Here is a 12,955-nt window from a genome sequence, read left to right as displayed (position 1 = left end):
CTCCTGCTGGCGCTACGCGTTTGCACCGATCCGCAACGGCAGTTGCGGCAGTGTGCAGGTGGCCGACGGCCACGTGATCTCGGGGATGTAACCGGGTGCGAGTTCGAAATCCGGTATCCGGTGCAGCCATTCGGTGACGACGACTTTCAGCTCCATGCGGGCCAGGTACGAACCGAGGCAGCGGTGCGGTCCCCCGCCGAACCCCCAGTGCTTGTGCACCTTGCCGTCCATCACGAGGTCGTCGCCGGAGGTGGCATCGCTGCCGTCGCGGTTGATCGCGCCCAGACACAACCGGACTTCCGCTCCGGCGGGCAGCGCCACGCCGGCGACGGTCACCGGTCGGGTGGTACGTCGGCCCATTGTCGGTGCCGGCGGCTCCAACCGGATCATCTCCTCGACGAAACCGTCGATATGGCTTGGTGTTTCGCGGAGCTGCGCGCGCAGCTCGGGCCGTCGGGCCAGCTCGAGGATGGTGAAGCCGATAGCCGAGGTGACCGTGTCGAGCCCGGCGAGTACGAAAACCAGCGAAAGCCCGGTCGCCTCCTCATCGGTCAACGGGTCATCGCTGTGCAGCAACTGCGACAGCATGCCGTCCTGCGGTTCGCGCCGTTGCCGGTGCACGGCCTCGGCGAGGTAGGCGAACAACTCCGCCGCCGGGGTCAGGTCGACGCTGGTCGGGTCTTTGGCCAGGCTGACGGCGATGATCGCGTCCTTCCAGGCGATCAGCCGCTTCCGGTCTGCGAGGGGCAGCCCAAACAGGGTGAGGAACACCTGTGAGGGGTAGGGCGTAGCGAGGTCGGCCATGACCTCGCCCTCGGCTCGGTGCGCGATGCCGTCGATGATGTCGATGGCCTGCGCCTGCAACGATGGGAGGACGGTGCTCAGTTTCTGTGGGCTGAAGAACGGATGCAGGATGCGGCGGTAGCGCGTGTGTTCGGGCGGGTCGAACCCCAGCGGCACCATCGGTACCGGGCTGATCATATCGTCATAGCTGGTTTGTGACGAGAACGTCTCGTGATCGCGTAGCGCGGCAAGAACATCCTCGCGGCGGGTGAAGTAGTACGAGTCGTCGCCGTACAGCACCGGTCCGAGGTCGCGAAGTTTGGCCCAGCCCGCGCCGCGGTCATGCGACATCGGCAGGTCTTCGTAGCAGACGGGTGGCGGCAGGTTGGCAGAGATTTCAGTCATGTCACATTCGTTGCTAGCAGGGTAATTGGCAGGTTGAGCACCGAGAGATCGATTTCGTCGAGATAGGAACCTTTTCCGGAGAAGCCTTGGCGAAACCGGGTGACCGAACCGTACCGGTCGGTCACTGCCTCGGCTGCTGCGGCGTCGGGCACCCGCAGCACCACCGTGTACACGCCGTCGCCGTGGGTGGTGAGAAAGTCGTTAACCGACAACGCGACCGACGCCGTGGACCCCGGTATCGGGCTGATCAGTTCGAGTCCGCCGTCCCAGTCCAGTTGCACGGTCACGCCCAACTCGGTCAACTCGGCGGGGTTGAAGGTGAAGCCGAGTTCGGTGAACATCCGGATGACGTCGGCCTGCCGTTCGGCGGCCACGGCGAAGACCACGTGGTGCAGCCGGGAACCGTCGTCGCTCATTTGCGTACCAGACCGCGCGGTCGAACCAGTCCGAGGTCGTGGTGGGTGAGCCAGCCCGGCGCGGCGTCGCAGACGTCGGGGATCGTGTTGATGGCGCCCATCGCGGTCCAGTCGTAGCCCGGGTGGACCATGGTGCCGTCCGGCCGGTCGACACCCTGTAGGGTCAGTTCGGTCGGCGGGTCGCCTTCGATCACGATGCGGTAGCGGGTTTTACCCCAGTCCCACGGCGGATCCAGCTGATCGCGCCCCGCGGTCAGATAGATGGCGTGGTACACGATCAGCGGCTTGCCATCGGCCCATGCGGTCCACTCGTGATGCTGGGCGGCGACAGTGCCCCGCGGGATGACACCCAGTTCATGAGGTATGTCATCGGTCGAAACGGCCGCGCGCAGATCGGCTTTCACCTCGTCGATGTCCACCCCGAGGCCGTCGGCGACCATGTGCATGGATTGGGCAAAAAATGACACGCCGAGACCCAGAATCGTTGGTTCGGAGAGGAACTTGTCGCGGTCTTTGCCGAACCCCATCCAGTCAATGTGGTCCAGGGGCGCATCGGTGAGGACGTTGACGACCTCGTAGACCTGGATCTTGTCGATCCGGCTGACGACACGGGCCAGGGTGAGCGGCAGGATGTCACCCGCATAGCCGGGGTGGATACCGCCCGCGGAGAACGACGTCCCGCCGTCCTGGCACGCAGCGCGGAGCTTGTCCCCCGGCTCGCGGAAATCGTCTGTGGGATAGAACAAGCCGCTTGTGGTCACGACGTTCTTGCCCGAGCGCAGGAGCCGGCACACGGTGTCGACGTCCATGATCACCGGTGTGTAGAACACGCAGTCGGCGTCCATGGCGATCAGCGATTCGACGTCGTCGGTTGCGGTCACCCCGATCGGTGGGATGCCTGCGATCTCTCCGGCGTCCTTGCCGACCTTGTCCTTGTTGTGCACCAGAACCCCGACCAGGTCGAAGACCGGGCACTGCGCGAAGTGCCGCACGCCGACCTGCCCGACATCTCCCGTCATCCACTGGATCACCCGATACGTTTTCTCAGACATGGAGGACTCCCCGCGGAAGTAGCAGTGGTAGATCGTTATACGTGGCGATGCCTGCAGGTGCCGCCACAACGGCAGGTATCGCCGTGACCGCAGGCATCGCGACGATCGACAGTCCCAGCATGATGTAGTCATCCAACGTTTCGCCGACGAAGTCGACAGGTGGCAGGAAGCTCAGCGTGGTCTTGATCGTCGGTGTGCCGCGGACCTCGACCGTGTAGCCCATGTCGAGTTCCCAATCCGGGTCCAGTGTCTGGCCCTTGCGCCAGCGTCCGCGGATCTCGATGACCTCTTTGCCAGCGATGATTCCCAACCAGGCGACGTCGACGCCGGCGACACAACCTTTCGCGATCGTCCAGTCACCAGGCAGGTGCAGGTCATCGGTGGTCTGGGCGTACGCGACGTCGCAACGCACCTCGTCGAGTTCGACACCAAGTGCGTCGGCGACCAGGCGGACACCGTCACCGAAGATTGCTGAACCTTTCTCGGTGATCGCGGGCAGCTCCGGCTGGTCGATGGGATAGCCGAAGCCCATCGGCCTTTCGGTGGCCGGCGAGTCGTAGATGGTGGTGTCGACGGCCTCTGTGACGCTGACCTTTTCCACGCGCTCCGACAGGCCTGCCGAGACGATCGCGAAGAGCTGGATGAAGCCGGGGTTGATGCCGCTGCCGAAAACGGTCGATCCGCCCTGTCGGCATGCTTCTGAAATGCGGTCGCGGCCCGCTCCCAGGAAGTGGCCGGTAATGAACTCCGAGGTGGACACGATGTTGATGCCCGCGCTCAGAATTCGGACCATCTCGTCGATGTCGGCGAACATCGGGTTGTAGACCACGCAGTCCGGCTCGAGCGCCAGCAGGGCGTCGACGTCGTCGGTGGCTGCCACACCCGCGGGTTCGATACCGCACAGCTCGCCGACGTCTCGGCCGACCTTGTCCTTCGACCATGCGTAGCAGCCGACGAGCTCTAGCTGCGGGTTGGCCACGACGGCACGCACGGATCGCTTGCCGACGTTGCCCGTCGTCCACTGGACGATGCGGTAGGTCATGCCACTAACCGTTGTGCTGGCTCGAAGACCACGGGCACCGAACGGAATCCCCGGGTGACCGAGTTTCCGTGAAAGTGCGGTTGACGGCCGGGGTCGAGGTGGAAGTCCGCCATCCGCGCCAATACCTGCTCGAGGCCGACCTGCAGTTCGAGGCGGGCGAGGTTGGATCCCAGGCAGCGGTGCACGCCGGCGCCGAACCCGAGGTGCCGGTTTTCGCGGCGGTCGAGGATGCACCGATCGGCATCGGGGAACACCTGTTCGTCGCGGTTGGCCGACGCGTAGTTGACGATGACCGATTCTCCGGGGCAGAACTTCTGCCCGTTCAGTTCAACCTCGTTGGCGACCGTGCGCGGGATTCCGTGGATCGAGCCCCCGAAGCGGATGATCTCCTCGACTGCGCGGCCCATGATTTCGGTCTGGGCGATGAGCCGGTCGCGCTCGCCGGGGTTGGTCGCCAGATAGTGGAAGGCGAATGACATGGCGCTGGCGGTGGTTTCGAGCCCGGCCTGCACCAGCAGCATCGCGTTGGCCACCACGTCGCCGAACGGAAGCCGCTCCCCGTCGATCTCGGCCGTCAGCAGCACGTCGATCATGTCGTCGCGCGGCGGTTGGGTGGAGCGCTCGCTCACCCCGTCGTGCAGATGTTGATACAGCCCGCCCCAGGCCGCCATCCGGGTTTCCTCGGTCTCACCGTTGAGCGCGGAGTCGGTGAGCTCGACGCACAACGGGACGTCCTCGATCGGCATGCCGAGGACATACTTGAAGAAGACGATTCCCGGCTGGCGCCACGCCACATCGGCAAGGTCACCGCTTCCTGCTTCGATGAAGCTGTCGATCAGCCGGTCGGTCTCCTCGCGGATCTGCGGACGCAGCGCCTTCATCCGCGCGGGTGAGAAGTACGGGTTGAGCACCTTGCGGAACTTCTGCTGCCGCGGGGGATCCAGGGTGATCACCAGATCGCCCGCCAGTTGCTCGCTTGCCTCCGGTGTCGGGTTGCTGGAGAAGTGCTGCCAGTCCTGCAGGATCCGGTAGCACTCCTCGTAGCGCACCGCCACCCAGGCTCCGCCGGGGGTCGCGCTGAGAAACGGCGTGTCGGTGTGGGCGAACGGTGCAGTCCGCCGCATCACCGAGTACACGTCGTAGAGGAAGTCGTTGTCGTTGAAATCCTCGTGGCGCAGATCCCAGTTACGGGCATGCTGCCCGGGGGGCTTTGAACTCACTGAGCCGAATCTTCTTGCTGCTGAGCGGCCTTGCGCGCTTCGCTCTCTTCGTGGATCCGCACGAGCTCGCGGAACCCGATCCGGTCGTACTTCGGCACCGGTTGGATCCCCCACTCGTCCCGTGCGGTGTCCTTGCCCTCGGCGCCCTCCGGGGGACCCAGCGGCGGATACGGAACCTTGCACTCGAGGGTGTCGTCGGAGTAGCGGACCTTGAGCAGACCGCTGCAGATCTCGGTCAGGCTCAGCGTCGGATACCCGTACCACACCGCCATGAACGGCAACGTGAACGCGCCCTCGATGACGAGGGCGATCAGGCAGACGAGCACCGCGCGCTTGATGTATTTGTGCATCCGCGCGTAGTAGGGCGTTGTGCCGGGGGGCAGGTCTTCGGCGGGGTCCTTTTCGTCGGTGGTCGACGAATCCGATGGTGACGTCATGAGGTGCTCCTTAACCTGTTCAGTCGGAGAAGATTTCGCGGTTGACCGTGTGTAGGTACGGGATGGCCAGGAACGGCGTGATGTAGAAGATGTCGTAGATCCACCAGCCGATGACGGGGAACAGGACACCTGCGTAGCGGACGTCGGCGTACATCGTCATGTTGAACACGTACGCGCACCAGATCACCACGCCCATCCAGCAGGTGATGATCATCCACTGGTGGCCCCAGCGCTTCATCTGCAAAAAGCCGATCGCTGCGGCGCAGCGCATCGCGAAGACGGTGAGGATCAGGCCGGCGACGTAGGCCTTTTCGCCGGGCACCGCGGAACCGCCCACCCATGGTTCGTTGTAGTGCCAGAAGTACGCGGCGTCGAACATGTGGCCCCACCCGATCATCAACACCCGGTTGATCAGCGTGTGGTTGGCGACCAGGTCCAGCGCCCAACCGAGGCTGTTGAGCATGCCGTCGATCAACACCAGGTATCCGATGAGGGTGACGATCATCGGTCGCACCGACAGTCCGGCGCGCGCAGCCTGCCGTTGTAGCCAGACCCCGCGCATGAAGATGGGGAACCCGATGAGGCCGGGCGCCCACATACCCATCAGTGCGGCGCCCACGATCATCCACTTGTCGGCTCGACGTTGAGCGACGCGCGATTCTTCGTGATGATCTTCGAGACTGACTGTGGCCGTCGCACTCACAGCGACCACCAGCCACGCTCGAACGACATGTAAAGCTGGATGAGGAACATCGCCAGCAGATAGCCGTAGATGACGATCTGCAGGATGATGAGCGCCTTCTTGCGCTGCTTCTCCTTGGGGTCCATCACAACTCCCTTTCTCAGTGCGGCTTGCTCGAGTTGCCGGCGGCGGCCAGGCTGGCCACGGCCACTTCACGTAGGCCGTCGGTCACCGCACCGTCACTGGACAACGGCGCGAGAATGCAGGCTTCGGCGGCATCTAATTCCGTTGCACCCGCGGCGATCAGGTAGGCGGCGGTGACCAGGACGCGGGTGGACGGGGGCTCGAAGTGAAACGCCTCGTCGGCGGTGCGGATCGCGGTGGCGCACGCGACGAGCCGCGTCGCCGTCTGCAGCGGGATGCCGGTTTCGGCGACGATGACCTCGGCCTCACGGTCGGGCGGAAGGTATCTCATCGGCAGGGTGACGAACCGCTGCCGAAACGACGGCTTGAGCTCCTTCAGCGAGCTTCGGTAGGCGGGGTTGTACGAGCACACGAGCATGAAGGTCTCCGGCGCTTGGACCACTTCGTCGGCGCGGTCGAGATAGAGCGTGCGTCGGTGGTCGGTCAACGAATGCAGCACGGCCAGTGAGTCGTGGCGTGCCTCCACCACCTCGTCGAGATAGCAGATTGCACCGGCCTTGACCGCCCGGGTGAGCGGCCCGTCGGTCCACACCACGTCGCCTCCGGTGACCATGAACCGGCCGACGAGGTCCGAACTGGTCAGGTCGTCGTGACAGCTGATCGTGACGACCAGCCGGCGCAGCAGCACACCCATGTGCTCGACCAACCGCGTTTTTCCACAGCCCGTCGGCCCGGTGAGCATGACGGGCAGGCGCTGGTGGTAGGCCTGCTCGAACAACTGGACCTCGTTGCTGTTCGAGTAGTAGGTGTCGGTGGTCATCGGTGGTTCGAGCTCCCTCGGGTTGATGATGCGGTCAGGCGGCGACGAGTTCGCGGTGGACGTGGGCGAGCACCCGTGGCAGGTCCTCAACGCGTCGGATGCGTTGGGACCGGCGAGCTCCGAAGACCTCGGGAAGCGGGTCGACGCGGGTCGGTCCGACGCCGACGTAGTACATCGAGACGCCCGCGTCGTTGGCCTCCTCGACCGCATGTGCTGCGTCGGCCCACGCGTAGCGGCCTTCGTATCCTTCGTCGGAGATCAGGCCGTCACCGATCACGATCAGCAGCCGACGTTCCGACGGCTGCGCTAGCAGGCGGCTTGTCAGGTGCCGCAACGGTGCCCCGAGCCGGGTATAGCCACCGGCCGACAGGCCGAGCCGGCCGGGCGGAACGAAGCGCCGGTCCTCGAAGTCCTTGAGGCAGTTGACCTCGACCCGGTGCCGGGTGTTGCCGGTGAACACGAAGATGCCGTGGCGTTCGCGGGCCAGTGTCATGGCGCGTGACAGTGCGTCGGCACAAGCTAATTCGAGTTTGAAGACCCGGCCGCCGTGTACCCCCAGCGACGAACTGCCGTCCAACAGCAGCGCGGTGGTGACGTCGCGGCTGCTGGGCAGCAGTTCTCTGAAGATGCGGGGTTCGATGGCCTCGCCGGTTGTGAGGTCGATGTAATGGTTGACATACTGCTCGACGTCCAGGTCGGAACCGTCTTCGAGGCGGTTCTTCATCGAACGGTGGGTGTGTTCGCTGAACCACTTGCGCAGATCGGCCGACACCGTTCCGGGCTGCCGGTTGCGGCTGGCGTGCGCACGTTCGAGGACAGCGACGTGGTCGGCCATGAAACTCTTTGTCCAGGCGTTCCATTCCGGATAGGGAATGCCTGGCCGGTGATCCGGCGTGAGATCCAGATCGTTGTCCTGCGGGCGGCTGGGCGGCGGCAGGTTGGGGTTGCGGACTCCCCCGTCGCCGCCGACCGGAACGGAGTACGGTCGCGGCAGCCGCTTTTGCGTCGTGGTCCACGGCATCCGGCCGAAGCTGCGCCGCAGCTTGTCCGACAGGCCCTGCGGCACCGTGTAGGCCAGCGGCAGCCTGCCCACGACGGCGGGGACGTCGCCGACCGGCTGGCCGTTGCGCGTCAACGAGATCGCGCGTTCGAGCATCGCGTCGGCAGCCATGTCGTCGGGCAACGCCTCGAGATCGGGCAGCAATCGCTGCGCCTCGACCACCAGCCCGGGCCAGTTGACCGCGACCCAACCCAGTGCGACGCCGGCCTCGACCAGCGTGAGCGCGCGAAGCTCACGCGCGGTGAGTTCGTTGAGCCGGAAGTGGGCGAGCCGCTCCTTCGACGGTGCACACTGCAGCGCGACACCGCACGTCAGGGTTCTGCGGGTCCAGTCCGGCGCCAGGGACGGATACGGCACCAGCACGTAATCCAATCCCGCGTTCAGGCTGAACTGGCGATGTTCACCGGTCACCAGGCGTACGCCCTCGCGGCGCTGGCCGCTGAGCGCGACAGCGGTGACGGCGCAACTGCGTTCGACCGCCAGCGCGTGAGCGTCGGACAGATCAGTCATGGCTGGCCTAAAACGTGCCGAGGCTGGAGAACATCCAGTACCAGAACCAGATGACCAGCGCGGCGCCACCCCACGCCCCTACGTAGCGCAATATCTCCCATATCCAAGCCCACACGTCGATCTCCTCGGTTGTTGTGTCGTTGCCAGTGCGAACCGGTCATCGCACTGCCAAGCCGCGAACGGCGGTCGAGACCAATTTGGCCAGCATGATGTCGCGGGTGTTCGGGTTGGCCGTGGTTGTCAGCACGCCGTAGATGCCGAGCAGGAAGAACGTCGCGCTGTAGAAGGCGTCGACCTCGGGATGGACTTCGCCGTCGCCGCGGGCACGTTCCAGTTCGCGGACCAGCAGGACGATCACCGGGTGGTCGGTCCATTCGTCCTTGTGCGGCCGTGTCGGTGAAAAGTGCAGTGCCAGCAGTTCCTTGAAAAGCACCGGGCCGAACCGGTGTTCCAGATCGGTGACCAGATCGACCACCGCGGTCAATGTGGTGACCAGATCGTGGCGGTGCTCGATGAACTCCGCGAACTCCGTCGCGATGCGTGCCTCTTGGCGGCTCTCCAGCTCCAGGAGCACATGCTCCTTGCTGGGGAAGTGGAAGAAGAACGTGCCGTGCGCGACACCGGCCGCCGCCGCGATCGCGTTGACGTCGGCGCCGGCCATGCCGGACTTCGTGAACTCGGTGATCGCCGCGCCGAGGATGCGTTCGCGCGTCTGCAGCCGTTGCGCTTTGCGCGCCGACGCCTTCACCTGTGCGGTCATGATTCGCTCTTTGTAACGCAGGGGCTGACTGAAGTCAATGAGTTCAGTCAGTCGAGGTCAATCGGAGAAGATTTCTCTGTTCACCGAGTGCAAATATGGAATCGCGAGGAACGGGGTGATGTAGAAGATGTCGTAGATCCACCAGCCGATGACGGGCAGTATCACTCCGGCGTAGCGGACGTCGGCGTACATCGTCATGTTGAACACGTACACGCACCAGATCACCACGCCCATCCAGCAGGTGATGATCATCCACTGATGACCCCAGCGCTTCATCTGCAAAAAGCCGATGCCGGCGGCGATGCGCATGCAGAACACCGTGAGGATCAGACCGACTTCGAGCGCCTTCTCCCCCGGTCCGGCAGCACCGCCGAGCCACAGTTCGTTGTAGTGCCAGAAGTATCCGGCGTCGAACATCGCACCCCAGCCGTTCAACAACACTCGGGCCAGGATCGTGTGGTGGGCCACCAGGTCCAGCGCCCAACCGAACACGTTGATCGCGGCGTCGACGATGACGCAGTAACCCAGCAGCGTCACCAACATCGGCCGCACGGACAGCCCGCTCCGTGCCGCCCTGCGCAGCAGCCACACCCCCCGCAGAAAGAGAGGCAGTCCGAAGATCCCGAGCGCCGCGGTGCCGATGAGCACACTGCCCGAGATCAGCCACTTGTCGGCCTGGCGCTGGGCCTGCCGCGAGGCCTCCGCATGTTCGTCGAGTCCGCTTACGGTTGCGGTCATCGCGGGCGGGTTCACAGGCACCTCCTGAAGCGGGCGTGGTGCCATGAGCTTGTCAGCGACGTTGACTCAAGTCAATCAGTCAGCGGACCTCGATGCCGCGCAGTGTTCTGGCGATGTAATCGTCGAGCATCGCACTCCGGGTGGGCCACTCGGACGTGGTGGTCAGCAAGGCGTACAGGCCGAGCAGGAAGAACACCGCGCTGTTCATTGGATTGACGTCGGGGGCCACCCGACCGGCCTGTTGGGCGCGTTCGATCTCCTGGGCCACCCTGACGATGACCGGGTGCTCCTGGCTTTCGTCGGTAGGCCGACTCTGCGAGAAATGCAGGGCGAGAAAATCTTTGAACAGTACCGCGCCAAGGCGACGTTCCAGCCCCAGCACCAGTCGAACGGCCTCTTTGAGGATCGCTGGCAGCGTGCGCCTGGATTCCGCGAACCGGCCGAGCTGTTTGGCGATGCGCTCTTCCTCGCGCCGCTCCAACTCGAGCAACACATGCTGCTTGGTCGGGAAATGGAAAAAGAAGGTGCCGTGGGCAACTCCGGCGGCGGTCACGATCGCGCCCACGTCGGCCTCGGCCATACCTGCCCGCTTGAACTCGGCAATGGCCGCACCCATCAGTCGCTCTCGGGTCTGTAGCCGCTTGGCCTCACGTGCCGATGGCCTTTCCACCACTGCCATACCTTGACGATAGCAACACTTTTCTTGGCTCGACATCTGTGATTGACTGCAGTCAATTTCACGGAGGAGTTCGCATGGCGTTGGAACAGTTCAACCTCGACGGCCAGGTGGCGATCGTCACGGGCTCGGGTAAGGGTGTCGGACAAGGGATCGCCAGGGTGCTTGCCGAAGCGGGGGCGACGGTGGTCGGCACCGCGCGCACCGAGTCCGACATCGACGCGACGATCGCCGGCATCGAGGAGAACGGCGGCAAGGGGTTGGCGCTCGTCGCCGACGCGACGAGCCGTGCGGACGGTGAACGTGTGGTGAACACGGCGATGAAAGAGTTCGGGCGTATCGACATCCTCATCAACAATGTGGGTGGTTCGACGTTCGGGTCGTTTCTCGACATCACCGACGAGGACTTCCGGCACACCTTCGACTGGTGTGTCACGTCAGCGTTCATCATGAGTCAACTCGCCGCCCGTCACATGATCGAGGCCGGACACGGCAACATTGTCAATATCTCCTCGGGCTCAGCACGTTTCGGCATCCGCGCACTTACCGCGTACTGCGTCGCGAAGGGTGGGCTCGAAGCACTCACTCGGGCGATGGCCCAGGAGTTGGCACCGAAGATCCGCGTCAATGCCATCGCACTCGGCTCATTCGCCACCGAGGGACTGCAAAGCGGCCTCGATATGATGCCGGGGGCACTGGACACGATGCTCTCACTCACGCCGCTGCATCGACTCGGCGACGTCGAGGATCTCGGTCGGCTCTGCGTCTACCTATCGACCAAGGACTGCTACGCGACCAACGCCATCTTCCACGTCGACGGCGGGATCGACTCGAATAACCTGCCACTGCCCATCCCCGACTACTGACCGAGAACGGATACCAGATGCGCAGAGTAGTCCAGTTTTCCACCGGAAACGTCGGGCAGCACTCGTTGCCTGCGCTGATCGGGCGTCCCGATCTGGAGCTCGTCGGGGTGCACGCCGCCAGCCCCGCCAAGATCGGCAAGGACGCGGCCCAGCTGTGCGGGCTGAGCGAACCGACCGGGGTGATCGCAACCGATGACATCGACGCGCTCATCGCGCTGAAGCCCGATTGCGTGGTGTACACCGCGCTGGGTGAGACGCGTCCGATGGAGGCGATCGAACAGATGGCGAAGTTCCTTGCCGCGGGCATCAACGTCGTCGGCACGTCGATGGTGTGGTTGGTGACACCGAACCAGGCCGACGACTGGCTTCGGACACCGTTGGAACAGGCTTGTGAGGCAGGTAATTCGTCGCTCTACGTCAACGGCATCGACCCCGGCTACTCCGGGGACACCGCAGCGCTCGCCGCGCTGAGCCTGGTCACCCGCGCAAAGTCCGTCGCCGTGCAGGAGGTCTTCGACTACGGCAACTACGATGACTACGAATACACAGGCACTGCAATGGGTTTCGGTGCCGGCCCGGACGATGAGCGGCCGATGGCGTTTCAGCCCGGCGTCGTCGCGTCGATATTCGGCGGGCTGGTGCGCAACCTCGCGCACCATCTCGGCGTCGAACTCGACGAGGTCACCGACCGCTACGAGCCCTGGTACACCGACAAACGCATCGAGTGCAAGATGATGACCGTCGAGCCCGGCCGGCTGGCCGGGGTGCGTTTCGCTGCAGAAGGGGTACGCGGCGGAGTTCCGATCATCACCGTGGAGCACACCACCCGGCTCACCCCCGACGCGGCACCGGATTGGGAGTATCCGCCCAAGGGCCACTCCGGTGTGCACAAGGTGATCGTGGAAGGTGAACCGCGCATCGAGATGAGCACCCTACTGTCCCATCCGACGCTCGACGTCACCGAGGCCGGCTGCGTCTCCACCGCCGCCCGCGTCCTCAACGTGATCGACTGGGTATGCCGCGCCCCCAAGGGAATCATTGCCGTGGAGGACGTCCCGCCGGCCGAGATGGTCCGCGGGCTGATGTGGTGAACAGCCTCGTACCGCCCACGGTCCGTCAGGCGCGATGGCTGATACTGGGCGGCGTATTCGCCATCGCGATGGGAGCGCTACGCGGCTACGCCTTTTTCACCAACGGCGGACTGATGTTCATGCTGATGGCTGTGGCCTTTCTGGCCATCGGCGTGGCATCGATTGTCGCCTCGATGCAGCGGCTCAAACTCGGAGATCCACCGCCCGGCGACGCAGACCGCCGCTGAATTTCGAGCGGCGTCGCCGATCACAC

At 64.5% G+C, this 12,955-nt stretch carries 16 protein-coding genes; 3 read left to right on the top strand and 13 right to left on the bottom strand.

All coding sequences use genetic code 11. The features are described 5' to 3' along the window. Positions 1–12 precede the first annotated feature (12 nt). From ABQE44_RS22420 to ABQE44_RS22360, 13 genes are all read right to left on the bottom strand, one after another. On the bottom strand, positions 13–1,188 hold the full coding sequence (locus ABQE44_RS22420; RefSeq protein WP_448431972.1) for a cytochrome P450: 1,176 nt from the start codon (positions 1,186–1,188) through the stop codon (positions 13–15). Further along, positions 1,185–1,604, bottom strand: coding sequence for a VOC family protein (locus ABQE44_RS22415; protein WP_448394877.1), 420 nt, complete (start codon positions 1,602–1,604; stop codon positions 1,185–1,187). Before ABQE44_RS22415 ends, ABQE44_RS22420 begins: the two co-directional genes overlap by 4 nt. After that, positions 1,601–2,656, bottom strand: a complete 1,056-nt coding sequence (locus ABQE44_RS22410) for an NAD(P)H-dependent amine dehydrogenase family protein (RefSeq protein WP_448431970.1) — start codon at positions 2,654–2,656, stop codon at positions 1,601–1,603. Before ABQE44_RS22410 ends, ABQE44_RS22415 begins: the two co-directional genes overlap by 4 nt. After that, positions 2,649–3,698, bottom strand: coding sequence for an NAD(P)H-dependent amine dehydrogenase family protein (locus tag ABQE44_RS22405; protein ID WP_448431968.1), 1,050 nt, complete (start codon positions 3,696–3,698; stop codon positions 2,649–2,651). The genes ABQE44_RS22410 and ABQE44_RS22405 overlap by 8 nt, the downstream gene beginning before the upstream one ends. Continuing rightward, positions 3,695–4,918: a cytochrome P450 gene (locus ABQE44_RS22400; RefSeq protein ID WP_448431966.1), complete on the bottom strand. Its 1,224-nt coding sequence runs from the start codon at positions 4,916–4,918 to the stop codon at positions 3,695–3,697. The genes ABQE44_RS22405 and ABQE44_RS22400 overlap by 4 nt, the downstream gene beginning before the upstream one ends. Continuing rightward, entirely contained in the window at positions 4,915–5,355 is a 441-nt protein-coding gene (locus ABQE44_RS22395; RefSeq protein ID WP_448431965.1) for a hypothetical protein, read from the bottom strand. Before ABQE44_RS22395 ends, ABQE44_RS22400 begins: the two co-directional genes overlap by 4 nt. A 19-nt stretch (positions 5,356–5,374) precedes the next feature. Next, a complete protein-coding gene (locus ABQE44_RS22390; protein ID WP_448432002.1) occupies positions 5,375–6,070 on the bottom strand; it encodes a hypothetical protein in 696 nt (231 codons plus the stop codon). Continuing rightward, positions 6,055–6,183 (bottom strand): hypothetical protein, encoded by a 129-nt coding sequence (locus tag ABQE44_RS22385; RefSeq protein ID WP_268875954.1) that lies wholly within the window; start codon positions 6,181–6,183, stop codon positions 6,055–6,057. The genes ABQE44_RS22390 and ABQE44_RS22385 overlap by 16 nt, the downstream gene beginning before the upstream one ends. A gap of 14 nt (positions 6,184–6,197) precedes the next feature. Next, positions 6,198–7,001 (bottom strand): CbbQ/NirQ/NorQ/GpvN family protein, encoded by an 804-nt coding sequence (locus tag ABQE44_RS22380; RefSeq protein WP_448431963.1) that lies wholly within the window; start codon positions 6,999–7,001, stop codon positions 6,198–6,200. Positions 7,002–7,035: 34 nt separating this feature from the next. Beyond that, the gene (locus ABQE44_RS22375) at positions 7,036–8,571 is read right to left on the bottom strand and encodes a nitric oxide reductase activation protein NorD (RefSeq protein ID WP_448394883.1); all 1,536 of its coding nucleotides are present in this window, start codon (positions 8,569–8,571) and stop codon (positions 7,036–7,038) included. A 157-nt stretch (positions 8,572–8,728) separates the two neighbouring features. After that, positions 8,729–9,331, bottom strand: a complete 603-nt coding sequence (locus ABQE44_RS22370; RefSeq protein ID WP_448394884.1) for a TetR family transcriptional regulator — start codon at positions 9,329–9,331, stop codon at positions 8,729–8,731. Positions 9,332–9,388: 57 nt separating this feature from the next. Then, the gene (locus ABQE44_RS22365) at positions 9,389–10,069 is read right to left on the bottom strand and encodes a hypothetical protein (RefSeq protein WP_448394885.1); all 681 of its coding nucleotides are present in this window, start codon (positions 10,067–10,069) and stop codon (positions 9,389–9,391) included. 79 nt (positions 10,070–10,148) lie between these two features. Beyond that, positions 10,149–10,748 carry a TetR/AcrR family transcriptional regulator gene (locus ABQE44_RS22360; RefSeq protein ID WP_448394886.1) on the bottom strand — a complete coding sequence of 200 codons (600 nt, stop codon included), beginning with the start codon at positions 10,746–10,748 and terminating at the stop codon, positions 10,149–10,151. Positions 10,749–10,822: 74 nt separating this feature from the next. Here ABQE44_RS22360 and ABQE44_RS22355 point away from each other — a divergent pair, with 74 nt between their 5' ends. From ABQE44_RS22355 to ABQE44_RS22345, 3 genes are read left to right on the top strand one after another with little or no spacing between them, the layout of a single operon-like run. Next, a complete protein-coding gene (locus ABQE44_RS22355) occupies positions 10,823–11,611 on the top strand; it encodes an SDR family NAD(P)-dependent oxidoreductase (protein WP_448431961.1) in 789 nt (262 codons plus the stop codon). Between the two features lie 17 nt (positions 11,612–11,628). Next, the gene (locus ABQE44_RS22350) at positions 11,629–12,702 is read left to right on the top strand and encodes an NAD(P)H-dependent amine dehydrogenase family protein (RefSeq protein ID WP_448394888.1); all 1,074 of its coding nucleotides are present in this window, start codon (positions 11,629–11,631) and stop codon (positions 12,700–12,702) included. Next, the gene (locus ABQE44_RS22345; protein ID WP_448431959.1) at positions 12,699–12,929 is read left to right on the top strand and encodes a hypothetical protein; all 231 of its coding nucleotides are present in this window, start codon (positions 12,699–12,701) and stop codon (positions 12,927–12,929) included. The genes ABQE44_RS22350 and ABQE44_RS22345 overlap by 4 nt, the downstream gene beginning before the upstream one ends. Positions 12,930–12,955: the final 26 nt, after the last annotated feature.

This window comes from Mycolicibacterium sp. XJ2546, assembly GCF_053483195.1.
Note: the sequence above shows the minus strand (reverse complement) of the source record. Positions and strands in the feature narration are given on the sequence as shown.